The sequence below is a fragment of the Mesorhizobium quangtriensis genome, from assembly GCF_040081925.1.
Taxonomy (GTDB): domain Bacteria; phylum Pseudomonadota; class Alphaproteobacteria; order Rhizobiales; family Rhizobiaceae; genus Mesorhizobium_K; species Mesorhizobium_K quangtriensis.
The window spans coordinates 1323369-1341709 of record NZ_JBEBMF010000002.1 but is presented as its reverse complement, the minus strand read 5'-3'; the positions used below and the strand labels follow the sequence as shown (position 1 = coordinate 1341709).

At 62.2% G+C, this 18341-nt stretch carries 17 protein-coding genes; 5 read left to right on the top strand and 12 right to left on the bottom strand.

Features of this window, described 5'->3' with window-relative positions:
- The first annotated feature begins 5 nt into the window (after window positions 1-5).
- The 3 genes from ABMA32_RS15110 to ABMA32_RS15100 are packed head-to-tail and all read left to right on the top strand — an operon-like array spanning window position 6 to window position 3802.
- Window positions 6-1544 carry a trimethylamine methyltransferase family protein gene (locus ABMA32_RS15110; RefSeq protein ID WP_349014567.1) on the top strand — a complete coding sequence of 513 codons (1539 nt, stop codon included), beginning with the start codon at window positions 6-8 and terminating at the stop codon, window positions 1542-1544.
- A gap of 38 nt (window positions 1545-1582) precedes the next feature.
- Window positions 1583-2401: an alpha/beta fold hydrolase gene (locus ABMA32_RS15105; RefSeq protein ID WP_349014566.1), complete on the top strand. Its 819-nt coding sequence runs from the start codon at window positions 1583-1585 to the stop codon at window positions 2399-2401.
- 15 nt (window positions 2402-2416) lie between these two features.
- On the top strand, window positions 2417-3802 hold the full coding sequence (locus tag ABMA32_RS15100) for a CapA family protein (RefSeq protein ID WP_349014565.1): 1386 nt from the start codon (window positions 2417-2419) through the stop codon (window positions 3800-3802).
- Between the two features lie 3 nt (window positions 3803-3805).
- Here ABMA32_RS15100 and ABMA32_RS15095 read toward each other — a convergent pair whose 3' ends face one another.
- From ABMA32_RS15095 to glmM, 11 genes are all read right to left on the bottom strand, one after another.
- Window positions 3806-4474: a TetR/AcrR family transcriptional regulator gene (locus tag ABMA32_RS15095; protein WP_349014564.1), complete on the bottom strand. Its 669-nt coding sequence runs from the start codon at window positions 4472-4474 to the stop codon at window positions 3806-3808.
- 39 nt (window positions 4475-4513) lie between these two features.
- Window positions 4514-6076: an ABC transporter substrate-binding protein gene (locus ABMA32_RS15090; RefSeq protein ID WP_349014563.1), complete on the bottom strand. Its 1563-nt coding sequence runs from the start codon at window positions 6074-6076 to the stop codon at window positions 4514-4516.
- Entirely contained in the window at window positions 6048-7106 is a 1059-nt protein-coding gene (locus tag ABMA32_RS15085; RefSeq protein WP_349014562.1) for an oligopeptide/dipeptide ABC transporter ATP-binding protein, read from the bottom strand. Before ABMA32_RS15085 ends, ABMA32_RS15090 begins: the two co-directional genes overlap by 29 nt.
- Entirely contained in the window at window positions 7103-8068 is a 966-nt protein-coding gene (locus ABMA32_RS15080; protein WP_349014561.1) for an ABC transporter ATP-binding protein, read from the bottom strand. The genes ABMA32_RS15085 and ABMA32_RS15080 overlap by 4 nt, the downstream gene beginning before the upstream one ends.
- Window positions 8065-8952 carry an ABC transporter permease gene (locus ABMA32_RS15075; RefSeq protein WP_349014560.1) on the bottom strand — a complete coding sequence of 296 codons (888 nt, stop codon included), beginning with the start codon at window positions 8950-8952 and terminating at the stop codon, window positions 8065-8067. Before ABMA32_RS15075 ends, ABMA32_RS15080 begins: the two co-directional genes overlap by 4 nt.
- Entirely contained in the window at window positions 8936-9886 is a 951-nt protein-coding gene (locus ABMA32_RS15070) for an ABC transporter permease (protein WP_349014559.1), read from the bottom strand. Before ABMA32_RS15070 ends, ABMA32_RS15075 begins: the two co-directional genes overlap by 17 nt.
- Before the next feature lie 295 nt (window positions 9887-10181).
- Window positions 10182-11360, bottom strand: coding sequence for a mannonate dehydratase (uxuA, locus tag ABMA32_RS15065; protein ID WP_349014558.1), 1179 nt, complete (start codon window positions 11358-11360; stop codon window positions 10182-10184).
- Entirely contained in the window at window positions 11357-12835 is a 1479-nt protein-coding gene (locus ABMA32_RS15060; RefSeq protein ID WP_349014557.1) for a mannitol dehydrogenase family protein, read from the bottom strand. Before ABMA32_RS15060 ends, uxuA begins: the two co-directional genes overlap by 4 nt.
- On the bottom strand, window positions 12832-13674 hold the full coding sequence (kduI, locus tag ABMA32_RS15055) for a 5-dehydro-4-deoxy-D-glucuronate isomerase (protein WP_349014556.1): 843 nt from the start codon (window positions 13672-13674) through the stop codon (window positions 12832-12834). Before kduI ends, ABMA32_RS15060 begins: the two co-directional genes overlap by 4 nt.
- A 121-nt stretch (window positions 13675-13795) precedes the next feature.
- On the bottom strand, window positions 13796-14197 hold the full coding sequence (gene msrB, locus ABMA32_RS15050; RefSeq protein ID WP_349014555.1) for a peptide-methionine (R)-S-oxide reductase MsrB: 402 nt from the start codon (window positions 14195-14197) through the stop codon (window positions 13796-13798).
- 74 nt (window positions 14198-14271) lie between these two features.
- Entirely contained in the window at window positions 14272-15624 is a 1353-nt protein-coding gene (glmM, locus tag ABMA32_RS15045) for a phosphoglucosamine mutase (protein ID WP_349014554.1), read from the bottom strand.
- Between the two features lie 230 nt (window positions 15625-15854).
- On the opposite strand from glmM, the gene ABMA32_RS15040 reads away from it, so the two are divergent.
- Window positions 15855-16262: a hypothetical protein gene (locus ABMA32_RS15040; protein WP_349014553.1), complete on the top strand. Its 408-nt coding sequence runs from the start codon at window positions 15855-15857 to the stop codon at window positions 16260-16262.
- Window positions 16263-16284: 22 nt separating this feature from the next.
- Here the strand turns inward: ABMA32_RS15040 and phaR are convergent, their stop codons facing one another.
- Complete coding sequence (gene phaR, locus ABMA32_RS15035) at window positions 16285-16881, bottom strand: polyhydroxyalkanoate synthesis repressor PhaR (RefSeq protein WP_349014552.1); 597 nt, start codon at window positions 16879-16881, stop codon at window positions 16285-16287.
- A gap of 278 nt (window positions 16882-17159) precedes the next feature.
- On the opposite strand from phaR, the gene ABMA32_RS15030 reads away from it, so the two are divergent.
- Window positions 17160-18338 (top strand): acetyl-CoA C-acetyltransferase, encoded by a 1179-nt coding sequence (locus tag ABMA32_RS15030; RefSeq protein ID WP_349014551.1) that lies wholly within the window; start codon window positions 17160-17162, stop codon window positions 18336-18338.
- Window positions 18339-18341 lie beyond the last annotated feature (3 nt).

Sequence of the window (18341 nt, the reverse complement as noted above, 5' to 3'; positions counted from 1 at the left end):
GCGGCATGGATCGCAGCACGGCACGTCGCAGGCCCGGCCGCGCTCCGCGCGAAGTCGGTGGCATCCAGCAGCGGCCATGGAAGCAGCTGGTCCGTTCCTATTCGCCCATTGAACCGCTTTCCGCCGATCGAGTGCATGCGATCCACGAGACCGCGCTGACGATCCTCGAGGAAATCGGCATGCGCGTTCTGCAGCCGAAGGCGCGGCAGCTCTACAAATCCGCAGGCGCCGATGTCGACGAAAGCGAGATGCGCGTGCGTTTCGACCGGGCGATGGTCATGGAGCGCATCGCGACTGCGCCGGCCTCGTTCGAGTTGCGCGCGCGAAATCCGCAGAAGAACGTCAAGGTGGGCGGCCCGAATTGCATCCTGTCTTCGGTCGGTGGACCGGCCTACGTCATGGATAACGATCGCGGGCGGCGTCCCGGCACCTATGCCGAGATGTGCGACTATCTCAGGCTGATTCAGTCCTTCAACGTACTGCATCAGGAGGGTGGCGGGCCGTTCGAGCCGCTCGACCTGCACCAGAATACGCGGCATCTCGATCTCTACTATGCGGAGATCACGCTGCTCGACAAAAACTGGCAACCGCAGACACTCGGCACCGGCCGCGCGATCGACGCGCTGGAGATGGTGGCGATCTCACTCGGCACCACGCGCGAAAACCTTGCCCGCGAAATGCCTGTCTTCACCGGCATCATCAACACCAACTCGCCGCTGCAGCTTGACGAGCCGATGGCCGAGGGCCTGATCGCGATGGCGCAGCATGGTCAGGTCAATGTCATCACGCCGTTCACGCTTGCCGGCGCCATGAGCCCGGTGACGCTGGCGGGCGCCCTGGCGCAGCAGCATGCCGAGGCGATGGCCGGCATCGTGCTCACGCAGATCGTGCGCCCGGCTGTCCCTGTCATGTATGGCGGCTTCACCTCCAACGTCGACATGCGCACCGGTGCTCCGGCCTTCGGCACGCCGGAATACACTCAGGCAGCCCAGATCACCGGCCAGCTTAGCCGGCTTATCGGTGTGCCGTTCCGCTCGTCGAACGTCACCGCTGCTAATGCCGTCGATGCCCAGGCTGCCTATGAGAGCGCCATGTCCCTTTGGGGCTGCATGATGGGCGGCGCCCATCTCGTGATGCATGCTGCCGGCTGGCTCGGCGGCGGGCTGACCGCCTCCTTCGAAAAGCTGGTCATCGATTGCGAGATGCTTCAGATGATGACGGCCTACTTCGAACCGCCGGTGGTCGACACCGACACGCTGGCGCTCGATGCCGTTCGCGAAGTCGGGCCCGCCGGGCACTTCTTCGGGACGGCGCACACCATGCAGCGCTACGAGCGCGCGTTCTATTCTCCCATCGTGTCCAACTGGGACAATTACGACACCTGGATGGAACGCGGGCAGATCACAGCGCGTGAACGCGCCAACACGATCTGGAAGCGGATGCTGTCCGACTACGAGCAGCCGCCGATCGATCCGGGGATCGACGATGCGCTGAAGGACTATGTGGAGCGCCGCAAGCGCGAAGGCGGCTCGCCGCTGAACTGAGCGCTTCATCATTGTCAGGTAAAATCGGGAAACGTTGAATGGCTGTATTCGAGGGATTATCCGCTGCGCTTCACTATGAGCAGACTGGCAGTGGACCCGATGTCGTGTGGGTCGCAGGCGGCGGCTCGACCGGACAGGACTGGCAAAAGTTCCAGACGCCGCATTTCGACCGGAACTTTAGAAGCACCGTCTTCGACAATCGCGGAATCGGGAGTACGACCTGCAACACGCCGCAGCCGTGGACGATGGCGGATTTCGCATCGGATCTCGCGGAACTGATAGAGGGCGTATGCGGAGGTCCCGTTGCCTTGATCGGTTCGTCACTCGGCTCGGCAATCGTGCAGGAGCTCGCCATCAGCCGACCTGACCTTGTCCGCTGCGCCATCGTCATGGGAACGGGTGCATGGAGCACGGGCTGGGGCTGGGACTATCAGGAAGCGGAGATCGAATTCCGCAAGCGCGGCGGCGTCCTCGATGGAATGATGGGCGTGACGCATTATGCGAGCATGCTTTATCCGGCCCGTGCGCTGGGCGATCGCGAGCTATGGCCCAAGCTCCGAGAACTCCTACTCGAATGGATGGAAAGCGGCGAAAACGAAGCGTCGCTCGTCCCCCAATGGGACGCCTCGCTGCGTTACGACCAGCGCGACAGGCTTCCGTCCGTTCGGTGTCCCGTGCATGTGGTAGCGTTCGACGAGGATGTGCAGGCGCCGCCGCAGGATGGCGAGGAACTCGCCGGCATGATCCCGAATGCCGGGTTCCATCTCCTGAAGGGCATGGGGCACGGCTCGTGGTATGGCCATGCACACGACGAGATCAATGCCTATCTTGAAGCCATCCTGCGACGCTATCTCTGATGGGGAGTGTTGGCCATGCCGGGCATCGCAGATTCCGATCCGGGCATCCGCGACGACTTCGTCGATCCGCGCAGGCCTCCCGCCGGTGAGTTCGGCTTCGGACTATCCGGACCGTTCAGCCTCGCGTTGACCGGCGACTGTATCCCGTCGCATCCGATCACGCCGTTCCCGGAAGGTGTTGCGGGTTTCGCCGAAGTCATGGACCTGCTTGGCAGTGCGGACGTCGCCTGCGGCAATCTCGAAACCAGCATCTTCGACATCGCCTCGTTCAAAGGCCATCCTTATTGCTGGGACGATGACGTGCCGCTTCTCGCCTCGCCCGCCACCGCGCGGGACCTCGCCGCGCTCGGCTTCGACATGTTGGCGAGAGCCAACAACCACGCGCTCGACTGGGGGCTGGAAGGAATGCGCGAGACATCGCGGCTGCTCGACGCTGCGGGAATTGCTCATGCCGGTGTGGGCGAAAATCTCGGGCTGGCGCGGCGGGCGACCTATGTGGAAATCCCGCAAGGCCGGATCGCCATGCTCTCCGTGGCGACGACTTTTCGCCCGACGACCGAGGCGCTCGATCCACACAACGCGACTCCGGGAAGGCCGGGGCTGAGCGCGATACGATTGCGCCAGATCGACGTCGTCACGCCGGATGAGTTGGTCCTTCTTCGGCAACTTGCGGCCAAGTCAGATGCCGGAAACACCGATGTCTTGAAGCTCTTTGGACGATCATTTGAAGCCGGACCTTCGCGTGGCTTTCGCCACGAGCCGGATGCCGGCGACATGGCTGCGTTCGTGAAGGAGGTACGCCACGCCAAGCAGAACGCCGATTTCGTCATCCTGATGGTGCATGCACATGAGTTCGCGCGCGATGGCTATCCGGAGCCGCCCTCTGCGGTACTCAAGAAAATCGCCCACGCTGCTATCGAGGCCGGCGCAGGAACTGTCTCGGTCAGCGGCCTGCATCACCTCGGCCCGGTTGATCTCTATCAGGGGCGGCCGATCTTCTATGGCCTCGGCAATTTCATCTGGGGCGACATCCAGGAATTCCTGCCGTCCGAAACCTGGAAGCAGAACGCAGACCTGTTGAAGGCGGCCTTCGCTTCGCCCGATCGCGCCACAGCCGCTGACCTCAACGCAGCGGTCAACGCCGGATATTTTGCACACCAGGAAATCTTCGAGACCATCCTGCCGATCATCAGGTTTGATGGCTCCTTCGTCGAAGCTGTGCTGCATCCGGTCGATCTCGGCTATGGCGATGCGCTGACGCGAAGCGGCATCCCGCGCCTGGCCGGACCGGAACAGGCCGCACGCATCCTGCGCCGTATCCGCGACGTGTCGGAAGAATTCGGATGCACGCACAGGATCGATATCGAGGACGACGTCGGCCTGCTGCGCGCGGAACCGTAGTCGTCAGCGTAGCGGGCCGACCTGTGCCTCGATAATCTCAAAGCCCGCCGCCTCGGCGGCTTCGGGCGTCAACACGGTTTCGTCCAGGCACCATTCCAGCCAGAGGCCGTCGACGAGCGCGATGAAGTTGCGCGCCAGCGTCGGCGCGTCGACGCTCCTGCCACGAGCCCCTGCTACCGCCGCGATATCTTCCGCGAGTTCTCCGCGATAGGCGTTGTAGAGCTCTCGGTGCGCGGCCTTGAGATGTGGATTTGTGGCGATCTCGGCCCACAGCGAAAGCCAGAGCAACAGGTTCTCGCCACTGAAATAGCGCGGTGCAAAGTTGGACTTGATCAGTTCGGCCAGCGCCACCTCTGGCGGCCAGCCGATATTTTCGGCGCGCCTTCGCTTGGCCGCCTCGATGTGCGCGTTGACGTCCTTGTACATCGACGCGCGATAGACCTCGACCAGCAGGCCGTCGAGGCTGTCGAAATAGTGGTTGATGAGGCCGCGCGATATACCGGCTTCCCGGCAGATGGCATCGACGGTGAAACCGCCGATCCCCCCGCGAGAAAGGCAGCGCGTCGCCGCCTCAATCATCATGGCGCGCCGCTGCTGGGGCGGCTCGCGGCTGAAGCGCGGGGCTTTCTTGCCGCCGCGCTTCTTCTCGATATTGGAAAGCGTGTCAGTCACCGGCTTCGGCTACAGCATGACATGCTTCGTGTCCACGCCTCACGCCTTCTTCTTGAACAGCACCGGATTGGGATGTCCGTCCGGGTAGATGAGCGGTTCGAACGCGTTCCTGTGGATCAGCGTGAGTGGCTGGTGACATATGAAAATGAAGCCGCCCGATTCCTCCATCAGCGTCTCCATCCGCCTGGAAAGCTCGACCCGCTTGGCCTCGTCGGTCTCCGTGACAATCTGCTGATAGCTGGCTTCGTATTCCGGGCTGTCGAAGCCCGACCAGTTGTAGACGCCGATCTGGTCGGGCCGGAACCAGACCAGGTTTTCGGAGGGATCGACGCCGCCGGCGAAATCCATCAGCACCAGATCGATATTCTTGTAGCCGTCGCCCTGTGTCTTGTCGCCGACGCCCCAATAGGCCGCCTCGTCCAAAGGCTGGATTTCGACCTTGATGCCGGCCTGCTCGAGGCTTGCCTGCATGATCTGCGCGATCGCGGTGCGCTGGGAATCGTTCATGACGGTCAGGGTCAGCGTCACGTCGCTTGCTCCGGCTTCGGCAATGAGTGCTGCAGCCTTTTCGTAGTCACCGCCCGGGATCAGGTTGGCGGGGCGCGCGAACGGCGTTCCCGGCTGCACCACGCCAGTGGAGCGCGGTACGAGGTCGTTATAAACGCCGGTCAGGATCTGGCTCACATCGATGCCGTGCTGCACAGCCTGCCGTACCCGGATATCCTGCAGCCTCGGGCTCAACATGTTGATGCTCAGCCATTGATACCGGGTCGATTGTGCCTCGACGAGCGTGGTGTCCGGCGGCGGGGAAGCCTTAACGGCGGCAGCCTCGGAAACCGCGATCTTAGTGTAGTCGAACGCGTCCGCTTCGTACGCAAGCTGCGCTGCCTGGTCGTCCGCCACGACGTATATTTCCACCTTGGCGAAGTCGGGCTTCGGACCCGGCCAGTCTGGGTTCGCGGTCAGCGTGACCTTCTGTTTCTGCTCCCAGCTGGTGAAGAGATAGGGGCCGCAGGTCGCGGGAACCTCGGTGGTGTATTTGCCGCCGGCCTTCTCCGTTGCTGCCTTTGAAATGATATGACCGCCGTAATAGGGCAGCGCCACGACGTAGATTGGCTGGAACGGGTTCTTGAGGTGAATGAGGCCGTTGCGTTCGTCGATCACCTCGACATGGTCGAGCTGTTCGAACTGATAGGCCCATGGCGATGCATTGTCGGGGTTCGCGACCCGTTCGTAGGAGAATTTCACGTCCTCGGCGGTGACCGGACCGAAGCCGTTCGTCCACTTCAACCCATCTATCAGTTTAAAGGCGATGGTCCTCGGCTCCTTCTGTTCGATCGTCTCGGCGCCCCAGGGCGACCAAGGCGAACCTTCCCGAAGGTCTCCAAGGCGATTGAGCGACACATAGATGCCGCGCATGATGACATCCTCGATCGCGCCAATCATGAAGGCCGGGTCGAGCACCTGAAGATCGCCTTCCATGCGGATGCGCAGCGTGTCGCCGTCTGCCGACCATGCGAAGCCGGGCTTCAGCGCAGCAGCCGCGCCGAGCGCGCCAGCCGCTTTGAGGAATTTACGTCGATCTGTATTCCACCTGATCATGTTTCTTTCCCCTTGAGTTTGCGAAGGCGCCGGTCAGCACCTCCGGTTCTTGCCCGCGGTTCTCCAGCGGGAAATGACATCGCACCGTCCGGTTACCCACCAGCGTGCGATAGGCAGGCGTGACGGTGCGGCAAAGTTCGCGGGCGAATGGGCATCGCGTGTGAAATTCGCAGCCCAGCGGTCGGCGGAAGACGCTCGGGATTTCACCCTTGATGGCGAGGCTTTCGCGCCGCCTGCGCGGATCTGGAACCGGTTCAGACTTGATCAGCGAAGCCGTGTAGGGATGCAGCGGCGCGTCGAACACGTCCTGTGTCGGACCTGTCTCGACCAGACGCCCGAGATACATGATCGCGAGACGATCGCTGACATGCCTGACCATTGCCAGATTGTGGGTGACGATCATCGAGGCGAAGCCCAGTTCCCGCTTGAGCTCGCCGACCAGGTTAAGGATGTCGCCCTGTACCGAGACGTCGAGGCCGGCCGTCGGTTCGTCGGCGATGAGGAGGCTGGGTTTTAGCGCCAGCGCGCGGGCGACGCCGATGCGCCGGGCCTGACCTCCCGAGAGTTCGTGCGGATAGCGATCGACAAAGGATGTGGGCAATCCGACTTGAGCGAGCAGCGCCTTTGCCGTCGCCTTGCGGTCGGACATCGTCATGCCCCGGATCACAAACGGTTCCGTGAGCAGCGACCCCACCCTCTGGCGTGGGCTGAGCGAGGCAACCGGATCCTGAAACATCATGGCGGACTTGCGCCGCACGACCCGGAAGTCGGATTCCGTCTTTACCGTCCGGCCCTCGAAGCGGATTTCGCCTTCGCTCGCCCGGTTCAGCCCGAGCATGGTGCGTGCCAGCGTCGTCTTGCCGGAGCCGGACTCGCCAACGAGGCCGAGCGTCTCGCCGGGCATTAGGGCGACGCTGACCTTGTCGAGAATGTTGAATTCGGGTGGTGGCGACAGGCCGAGCAGGCGATCGGACAGCCTGCGCCGCGCAAAGGTGACCGACAGGTCTTCGGTTGCAATGATGGGGCTCATGCGCCTGCTCCATGGCAACGCACGGTATGGCCGGCCGACAGGTGTACGGTCGGTGGTGGATGAGCCAGACATGGCTCGAAGCAGATCGCGCAGCGGGCAGCATAAACACAACCGGTCGGCAACTGGGTCAGGTTGGGCAGCGACCCAGGAATGGTCGGCAGACTGTCCAGCCGTTCGTGGAACCGCGCCGGGTCGCACGACAGAAGCGCGCGCGTGTAGGGATGGCGCGCATCGTGGAAGATAACATCAACATCGCCGCTTTCCACCACCTCTCCGGCATACATCACATAGACCCGGTCGCAGAGTTCTGCGATGACGCCGAGGTGATGCGAGACTACGATGATTACCCCGTTGTATTCTCGCCTCAACTCCCGCAGAAGGTGGATGATCTGCGCCTCCATGGTGACGTCGAGCGCGGTCGTCGGCTCGTCGGCAATGAGAAGCCCCGGATCGGTCAACAGGGCGGCCGCGATCGCCACGCGCTGGCGCATGCCTCCGGACAGCTCGTGTGGGTAGCTCGCCATGCGCCGCTCGGCGTCGGAGATGCCGACCCTCGCCAGCATCTCGGCAATCCGCTTCTTCTTCTCGGCGCGGCCGATGTGCTTGCGGTGATGCTGGAAGTCGACGAGCTGGTCGCCGATCGTCAGTACTGGATTGAAGGCAGTCATGGGGTCCTGGCCCACGAGCGCTATCTCGTCGCCGCGCAGAGCCCGCCGATGGCGTTCGTCCAGCCCCGTTAGGTCGAGCGCGCCGTAGCGGATCGAACCGTCGACCGACGCATTGGCGGGAAGCAGGTTCGCCAGCGCGGTCACCAGCGTGGACTTGCCGCAGCCGCTCTCGCCGACGATGCCGATGACCTCGCCCGGCCTCGCTTCTATGTCGACATGGCGCAATGCGTGGACCGGACCTTGCGGCGTCCGGTAGCGGACGCTGAGATTTTCAACCGAGAGCGACGCCGTCATGCCGGCCGCCCCACTTTCATGCGTGGGTCGAGATAATCGCGAAGCCCTTCGCCGAGGAAGGTGAAGCCGAGCGTCGCGAGCACCAGCGGCAGTCCGCCAAAGATGACCATGTAGGGCGCGGAGCGGATGGAGGTGTAGCCGTCATAGAGGATCGATCCCCAGGAGGGGGTCGGCGGCCTGACCCCAAGGCCGAGGAAGCTCAGGCCCGCCTCGACCATGATCACCACCGGAATATCCATGGAAAGCAGGATGATCAGCGGGCCGATCACATTGGGCAGCAGATGGATGAACAGGATCCTCGGCGGGCTGGCATCGAGCAGCCGCTCGGCAACGATGTAGTCACTGTTCTTCAGCGCAAGCGTCTGCGCCCGGATCAGCCGCGCATAGCTGGGAAACGATGTCATGGCGATCACCAGGATCAGCGTTCCGGTGCCTGCGCCCATAACCGTGATGATGGCCAGCGCAAACATGATCATCGGCAGTGAATTCAGGCTGTCGAATGTCAGGACCAGGATGCCGTCCAGCCACCGCGGTCCGTATCCCGCGATCAGGCCGAGGAGCAGGCCGATCAAGCCGGCGATCGCGACGGAGACGATGGCAATCATCAAGGCCGTGCGCGCGCCAAAGATCACGCGCGACAGAAGGTCACGACCGAGGTGATCCGTACCGAACCAGTGTGCGGCGGAAGGAGGCTGAAGCTTGTTCAGCACATCAATCTTGGTCGGCGAGTAAGGGGCGATCCATGGCGCAAAGGCTGCCGTGATGAAGAATCCCGCGACCAGCAGAACGGCGATCGCGATCACGGGATCGCTCATCATCGCCCGCAAGCGCGGGAAACGTAGTCGGTCCGGGTTCGAGGCGCCGAGTTCAGCCACGGAAGACATCGCGAACCCTCGGATCGAGCCGTGCGATCAGGAGATCGGCGGCGATCGTTATCGACACATAGATTGCCGTCATCATCAGGACCGTACCCATGACGACCGGATAGTTGCGGGTGTTGACCGCGTCGGTGATCAGCTTGCCTATACCCGGCCGCGAGAAAACGGCCTCCACGAAAACGGCGCTGGACAGGATGCCGCCGAGCCCGACCGCGACCAGCGAGATGGTCGGGATGATGGCGATCCGCAACGCGTATTTGGAAACGATCTTCCACTCCGGCAGTCCGAACGATCGTGCGGTGCGGATATGTGGCTCGTTCATGACCTCCATCATGGAAGCGCGAACCATGCGCGAGATGTAGCCGATCCAGCCCAGCGCAATCGCCAGCGCCGGCAGGATCAGCGCGCGCACCTGGCTGCCTATGTCGCCAGCTTCCCCCGCGCCGATTGCCGGGAGCCAGCGCAGTGTCACGGAAAACAGCAGCAGCGAATAGATCGCGACCACGAAAGAGGGGACGGCGATCACCGCGACCGAAAGCACGCCTATCAGATGGTCTGAGATTGTGCCGCGCTTCACGACGGCTAGGCAACCTAGAGGCACGCCGATGATGAGGGCGGTCATCAAGGCCGTCGTTCCGAGGATCAACGTGTTGGGCAGGGCCTCCAGCACCAACGTCGCGACCGGGCGGTTTGACCAGACGTCGTAGCCAAGATTGCCGGTCAGCGCGTTGCGGAAGAACTCGATGATCTGCCACCACACGGGTTGGTCGAGACCCATCCGCTCGGTCAGCAGGCGTTTCAGTTCGGGCGTTGCGCGGGGACCGAGCGCCACCGTTGCAGGGTCCCCGGGTACCAGAAACACCGCCGCATACATGGTGACCATGACGAAGACGAGGATGAGGAGACCGAGACCGATGCGCTTGACCGCGTATGTCAGCATGGTCCCCGGTCCTCCTCAGGCGAAATCGCGCCTGATGCGTCGCGGGACAGCGATCGTAATTCGCCAGGGCGTGGCGGCGATACACATGCCGCAGCTCGACATCATCCAGCCGGGATCAATCGCTCCAATCACGTCTGGGCACTTGGTTTTTATCACCTGTGCCGGCTCCCCTGTTCTTGTTGAACAAAGGTATAACAAGACCACAAGGGCGACAAGCCGCACTTCGAAAAAAGATTCCCGAAATCGATCAATGACGGCAGGAGAGAGCGTCGGGCGACCTTGGTGGCCGACGTCCCTAGCTCCTCAATGTTTCAAGGGTGCGCATTATCCCGCGCAATTCCGCCAGCCCTTTCAGCCTGCCGATACAGGAATAGCCGGGATTCACCTTCTTGCCGATGTCGTCGACGATCGCGTGGCCGTGATCGGGCCGCATCGGAATTTCCCAGTCTTCAGTCCCCGCTGCCTTGCGGCGCTTCTCTTCGGCGAGCAAGGCATCGACGACGGCAACCATGTCCGTGTCGCCTTCCAAATGTTCGGCTTCGTGGAACGAGCCGTCTGGTTCTTTCGTGACATTGCGCAGATGGGCAAAATGGATTTGCGGGCCGAAGCGCCGTGCCATTTCGGGCAGGTCGTTTCGCGGATTCGCGCCGTAGGACCCGGTGCAGAGCGTCAGTCCGTTCGAGGGCGACGGACAGGCTGCCAGAATGGCCGCGGCGTCATCCGCGTCCTTCACGATTCGCGGCAGTCCGAAAAGCGGGAAGGGCGGATCGTCCGGGTGGATCGCCATCTTCACACCAGCTTCCTCGGCCACAGGAATGATCTCGCGCAGCAAGGTGAACAGGTTTTCGCGAAAACCTTCCGGCGTCACGTCGCGATAGACGTCGAGCACGCGGCGGAACCCTTCGCGGTCGTGGACGAACTCGCGTGCAGGCACCCAGCCGATCAGGTTTGCTTCAAGCTTCGCAACGGCGCTCTCGCTCATCGCAGCGTGTCGCGTCCTGGCCGCTGCGATGCGCTCCGCCGGATGGTCAGCCTCCGCGCCTTCTCGTTTTAGAACCAGAACATCATAAGCACAAAAATCAACGATATCGAACCGCAGAGCGGTACCGCCGTGCCACATGGGATAATCGAGGTCGGTTCGCGTCCAATCGGTGATCGCCATGAAATTGTAGCAGATCGTCCGGATGCCAGCCTTCGACAGGTTGCGGATTGAGGCCTTGTAGTTGTCGATCAACTCGCGGTAACGCCCGGTTCGCGTCTTGACGTCCTCGTGGACGATCACGCTCTCGACCACGGACCAGGTCAGGCCCGCCTCCTCGACGAGCGCCTTGCGTGTGGCGATCTCTTCCGCTGGCCAGATGCGCCCGTCATTAAGGTGGTGCAGAGCTGTTACGACGCCTGTCGCTCCGGCCTGACGCACATGCGACAGGAGGACCGAATCGTCTGGGCCGAACCAGCGCCATGTCTGTTTCAATGGGATGTCCTTCCTGCTTCGAATTGGGCGAGGGTCGCTTCAACGCCTATGATGCGGAGCAGGTCGAGATGACCGGCCACCATCGCTTCAAGTGCCGGGCGGTGGAAGCTACCATCAGACAATCCGGCGAGATCGAATATAGCTTCTACGGTTTCGACGGCACTGCCGCCTGTGCGCGCGACGTCTGCGAGCTTGCTGTCGAGCGGGTCGGTGAAGTGGCCTGCCGGCAACTCCGTGCCTCGCAATTCGGCGGCGCGGATCCAGGCGGCCACGGTCAACATCAGGTGTTCGGCGCTATTTCCCGTCTCAAGTCGATCAATCGCTGAGCCAATTATGCGCTGCGGCAGTTTCTGGCTTCCGTCGTTTGCGATCTGGGCGGTACGATGCGCCAGCGCCGTGTTGTCGAAACGCTTGGTCAGCGCCGTGACGTAGCTTTCTGTGTCGAGGCCCGCATCGGCAGGCAAGGTCGTTTTCGCTTCCGACCATAGCGCCTGGACGAAGCTGCGGATCCGTGGATCGCCGAATGATTTCGCTACCGTCTCGTGGCCGGCGAGAAGCCCAAGATAGGCGATCGATGAGTGCGCGCCGTTCAGGAGGCGTAGCTTCATCTCCTCGAAAGGACCCACATCGCGCACCATCTCGACGCCGAACTTTTCCCACTGCGGCCGGCCTGCAGGGAAATTGTCCTCTATCACCCATTGGGAGAATGGTTCGGTCATGATCGGCCAAGCGTCCTCCACCCCCAGAATTGCCGAGACGCGCTGCCGGTCGGCGTCAGTGGTTGCCGGCACGATCCGATCAACCATGCTCGACGGACAGGCTACGCCTGCGACATGCTTTGCCAGCTCACGGTCGCGTATCTCTGCAAACTGCACCAGCAGCCGGTGCAGCGTCGCGCCGTTCGACGGGAGATTATCGCAGGAGAGGATCGTGAAGGGTTGCGTACCGGCGTCGCGTCGCCGCGCCAGCGCCTCGACCAGAAATCCGTGTGCGGTCTGAGGGTGTGAGGGGGCTGCCAGATCGGCCAGAATGCCGGGATGGTCGGCGTCTAGACCTCCAGCGGCATTCCGCAAATAAGCCTTCTCGGTGATCGTCAGCGTGACTATGCGGACGCGTGGGTCGGTCAGGGCGTCGAGCAATTTCGCGGGATGATGCGGCGCGACCAGCATCTGCTGGATAGAACCGATGGCCCTCAATCGCTCGCCGCCGCTGCCGCGTTCTGCCAGCGTGTAGAGGCCGTCCTGCGGATCCAGCGCATCGTAGGTCGAGGCGCTTTGCAGCGACGCACCAATGATACCCCAACTGGTTTCGCCGGCGGCAATGCAATCGTCGACATAAGCCGCCTGATGAGCCCGATGAAATGCGCCAACGCCGAGATGCACGAGGCCCGGCGTGACCGTCGTTCGGTCATAGCGGGGAACATCCACTGAGGACGGCAGCGTTCCGAGCGTCTTGTTCGATAGCCGGTCCGTCATCGCAACGTGTCCAGCGTCACCGGGTCGATGTCGGCGTAGTCGACATTGTCGCCGGCCATGGCCCAGATGAAGGCATAGTTCGACGTTCCCGCACCGGAGTGGATCGACCATGGCGGCGAGAGCGCCGCCTCCTCGTTCTTCATCACGAGGTGCCGCGTCTCGTCGGGCTCGCCGATGAAATGGAAGACGCAGGCCGTGTCGGCGAGATCGAAGTATAGATAGACCTCCATGCGGCGATCATGGGTATGAACGGGCATGGTGTTCCACACGGAGCCCTCGGCAAGCTGCGTCATGCCGACGACTAGCTGGCAGGTCTGAACGCCTTCCGGATGAATGAACTTGAACACCGAGCGTTCGTTCGACGTATTTCGGCTTCCGATATCCATGCGCTGGGCGTCGCCGATGCGGATCAGCTTTGTCGGATAGGTCTTGTGGGCCGGTGCGCTGAGCAGATAGAACTTTGCCGGCAAAGCGGCATTGCTCGACGTGAAACGGATCGATTTTGTCCCCATGCCGATATAGATCATGTCGCGCGCTTCAAGGACGTACGTCTCGCCATCGGCCTCGACCGCGCCAGGTCCACCGATGTTCACCGCAATGAGTTCGCGGCGGTCGAGGAAGTTTTTCGTGCCGGTCGGCTTGATGGCCGTCAGGTCGAGTGCGGTGTCTTCCGGCACGATGCCGCCCACGATCATGCGATCATAGTGCGTGTAGATCAGATTGACGCGTCCCGGAATGAACAGGTCACTGATATGGAAATGGCTGCGCAGCTCGTCCGTCGCCATGGCTGCGGCCGCTTGCGGGTCGACGGCATAACGGATCGTGAAATCGGTGTTCATATGGACCTCCACTAGCGTCTCCCGGGTTCGGTGCAATAGCATGCTTTTTGCACTTGGGGAGAGGCGATGTCCGGGAGGCTGCCGTGCCGGGACGTACCCGGCACTGCAGACGGGATGTTTGTCAGGCGGGGTGGAAATCGAGCGCCACACCGTTGATGCAGTAGCGCAGCCCGGTGGGCGGAGGGCCGTCCGGAAACACATGGCCCAGATGGCTGCCGCAGCGCGCACAATGCACTTCAACGCGCACCATTCCATAGCTCCGGTCCTCGGTCGTCTCGACCGATCCCGGGACAGGGTCGTTGAAGCTCGGCCAGCCGGTGCCGCTCTCGAATTTCAGCGTGGATTCGAACAACGGCTGGTCACAGCCGGCGCAACTGAAGGTACCGGCGCGCTTCTCGTACAACAATGCGCAGCTTCCTGGCCGCTCCGTGCCGTGGTTGCGCATGACCTGATATTGTTCTGGCGTCAGCCTGGCGCGCCACTCGGCGTCGGTATGGGTGACGGGATATGTCTTTGCATCCATCGGGCTTCCTCTTGGGCAGGAGTTTGCCCTGATATAGTGCCGCGCGCCGGCTGTCGCAAAGAAACGCGGCGTCGTCAGGCCGCGCTGCGTGTCTCGGCAATGACGCCGACAATGTCGTCCACGACCTTGCGGACTAGGCCCGGGTCATCGCCTTCCGCCATGACGCGGATCAGGGGTTCGGTTCCCGAGGGTCGAATGACCAGCCGGCCAGACTTGCCGAGCAGGTTCTGCGCCTCCTCTATGGCGGCCTTAACCGGCGCCTCCTCGAGCGGCTTGCCGCCGGAGAAGCGGACGTTCTTGAGAAGCTGCGGCACGGGCTCGAACTTCTTTGCCACTTCGCTCACCGGCTTGCCCTGCCTCTTCACGCAGGCAAGCACCTGCAGCGCCGAGACGAGGCCGTCGCCCGTGGTGGAGAAATCCGACAGCACGATGTGACCCGACTGTTCGCCGCCGACGTTCAGGCCGTGCGCACGCATGTGCTCGACGACATAGCGATCGCCGACTTTCGTGCGGTGCAGTTGCAGGCCGATGCCGGTGAGGAACCGTTCCAGGCCGAGGTTGGACATCACGGTCGCCACGACGCCGTCGCCGGCGAGCTTGCCCGATTGCATCCAGGCCTCGGCCACCAGGGCCATGATCTGGTCGCCGTCGATGATCGTGCCGTTCTCGTCGACGATCACGACGCGGTCTGCGTCGCCATCCAGCGCGATGCCGATGTCGGCACGCACCTCGTGCACCTTTTTCGACAGGCCGGCCGGGTGCGTCGAGCCGCACTCGTCGTTGATATTGAAGCCGTTCGGCTCGACATTGATCGGGAAGACTTCCGCGCCGAGTTCCCATAGCGCGGCGGGTGCCACCTTGTAGGCTGCGCCATTGGCGCAGTCGACGACGACCCGCAGGCCCGCGAGCGACATGGATTTCGGCAACGTGCGCTTGGCGGCTTCGATGTAGCGGTCATCACCGCCATCAATGCGCTTGGCGCGGCCGAGCGCTTCAGAATCCGCCAGCGCCATCTCGATGTTGCCGTCGAGCATGGCTTCGATGTTATTTTCGATCTCGTCCGACAACTTGAAGCCATCGGGGCCGAACAGCTTGATGCCGTTGTCATGGTAGGGGTTGTGCGAGGCGGAGATCATCACGCCCATGTCCGCGCGCAGCGAGCGGGCAAGCATTGCGACCGCAGGCGTCGGGATCGGGCCAAGAAGGAAGACATCCATGCCTGCAGCGGTCAGGCCAGCCACCATGGCGTTCTCGATCATATAGCCGGAAAGCCGCGTGTCCTTGCCGAGCACGACGCGATGGCGGTGGTTGCCGCGCTGGAACGAGAGGCCAGCGGCCATGCCGACCTTCATCGCCACTTCCGCAGTCATTGGAAATGTGTTGGCCTTCCCGCGGATGCCGTCGGTACCGAAATATTTGCCAGCCATCGTCGTCGTCCCCAAACAGCCTAGATTTCCGCGCCCTCAAAACGCGGTCTTCTGCCACAAAACAGGTCCTGCTTTGCATCACATTTGGTGAGTTTATGTTACGAAACCTTCGAAATCATTGTCGATCCAGATTGATCGCGGATTTCGAGCCGGCTTTCGGAAGGCTCTGCTGGTCTTGACGCGGTCCAGATGGCGTTTTCTACAGGCTGCCGGAGAATCAGGAGAATGCCATGCTGAAGAGTATCCCGCTGATGATCGTACCCTTCATCCTCTACAATCTGGGACTGGCGGGCTTTTTCGGCGATGGTCCCAACGGCGATCCCTGGCAGACCGAGCTGTTTTCCTTCCGCATGATGTCGGGCGGCACCTTCTCGATGACGTTAGGTATCCTCATGATCGTCATCGCGCTCTTGTTTTTCTTCGTGGAGATCGTGAAGGCGACCCGCACCTCTAATGCGTCGGTGATCGATCACCTGCTGTCGACGTTCGTCTTCGTCGCGTTCCTAGTCCAGTTCCTGTTGGTGCAGGGCGCAGCCCACCCCGTCTTCTTCGTACTGATGGTGATCGCGCTGATCGACGTCTTGGCCGGATTTTCGGTATCGCTGCGCGCCGCAGGCCGCGACATCAGCTTCAACTAAGCGGAGGTCTCCCGACGAGCGGTCAGCCCATCGAGTCGATCTTGCGCTGCATCGCTGCGATCTGCTGCTTGAGATCGGAGAGTTCGTCGGACTTTTCCGCGTCCTTGCGCACAGGTTCGGGAGACGCTGCTGTTCCTCCATTCGGGAATGGCGTGAACATGCGCATGGCGTTCTGGAACAGCTCGATGTTGCGGCGGGTCTGATCCTCCAGCGCTTTCATCGGCGTAGCCATCTGCATCATGTCCATCGGTCCCTTGCCCATGGCCGACTTCATCTGCTCGCGAAAACGTTCCTGCTCCTTGGCAAAGGCAATCATCGATTGTTCGAGGAAGCTTGGGACCACCATCTGCATCTGGTCGCCGTAGAAGGCGATCAACTGGCGCAGGAAAGGGATGGGCAGCATGTTCTGCCCGTCCTTGTTTTCCAGCTCAAAGATGATCTGGGTCAGGACCGGATGCGTGATGTCTTCACCAGACTTGGCGTCCTGGACCGTAAACTCTTCGCCGCGCTTGACCATGCCGGCGAGGTCTTCCAGCGTCACGTAGGTGCTGGTGCCCGTATTGTACAGTCGGCGGTTTGCATACTTCTTCATTACAACCGGTTCGTCCTTGGCGGGCATCGACATCCTCCCAGAAGACCGGCAGCCCCTTGCCCCCGGTAACGATTGCGCCTGAAAGATCAGGATAGGCCTAAAAGCGTCGCGATTCCAAGCGCTTTGTGCAGTGCGGAAGAGGTCTTATGCTGCGGCGCAGCCAAATCATGCTGCGCAGCATTGCTGCAGCAAAGCGCGATACTTTAGATGGGGCGTCGTATCTGATTTGACTTGGGCCATGGAAACGCGGAAGAAAGGTGCATAAATCCAGCCCTTCCTCAGCTGTTTTTCCTCTGGAGAATGCCATGTCCGCTTCCATTGTTGTCGCCGGTGCCGCCCGCACCCCGGTCGGTTCCTTCAACGGAGCTTTCGCGAACGTGCCCGCGCATGAACTCGGGGCCGTCGCCGTCAAGGAAGCGCTGGTCCGGTCAAAGGTCGAGGCGGCGGAGGTTGACGAGGTCATCCTCGGCCAAATCCTGACCGCAGCGCAGGGGCAGAACCCGGCCCGGCAGGCAGCCATGGCAGCCGGTATCCCGCAGGAGGCCACTGCCTGGGGCCTGAACCAACTCTGCGGCTCGGGCCTGAGGGCCATCGCGATCGGCATGCAGCAGATCACGTCAGGCGATGCAAAGATCATCGTCGCGGGCGGACAGGAATCCATGTCGATGGCCCCCCATGCCCAGTATCTGCGCGCCGGCGTCAAAATGGGCGACCTCAAGCTTGTCGACACCATGATCAAGGACGGCCTGACCGACGCCTTCCATGGCTATCACATGGGCATCACCGCCGAGAACGTCGCGCGCAAATGGCAACTGACCCGCGACGATCAGGACCGCTTCGCGGTCGCCTCCCAGAACAAGGCGGAAGCAGCCCAGAACGCCGGACGCTTCAAGGACGAGATCGTCCCCGTGACGATCAAGGGCCGCAAGGGCGACACGATCGTGGATCAGGATGAGTACATCAGGGCGGGCACGACGCTGGAGACCGTCGCCAAGCTGAAGCCGGCTTTCGACAAGGAAGGCACGGTCACCGCCGCCAATGCTTCCGGCATCAATGACGGCGCTGCCGCCGTCGTCCTGATGACTGAGGAAGAAGCGGCCCGTCGTGGGCTCACCCCACTGGTGCGCATCGTGTCCTGGGCAACCGCCGGCGTCGATCCGGCGATCATGGGCACCGGCCCGATCCCGGCCTCGCGCAAGGCACTGGAGAAGGCGGGCTGGTCTGTCGGCGACCTCGACCTCGTAGAGGCCAACGAGGCTTTCGCGGCGCAGGCCTGCGCCGTCAACAAGGACATGGGTTGGAACCCGGAGATCGTGAACGTCAATGGCGGCGCCATTGCCATCGGTCATCCGGTGGGCGCGTCGGGCGCGCGCGTCTTCAACACGCTGGTCTATGAGTTGAAGCGTCGCGGCGGAAAAAAGGGCTTGGCCACGCTCTGCATCGGCGGCGGTATGGGTGTCGCCATGTGCGTCGAGGCGCTGTAAGGC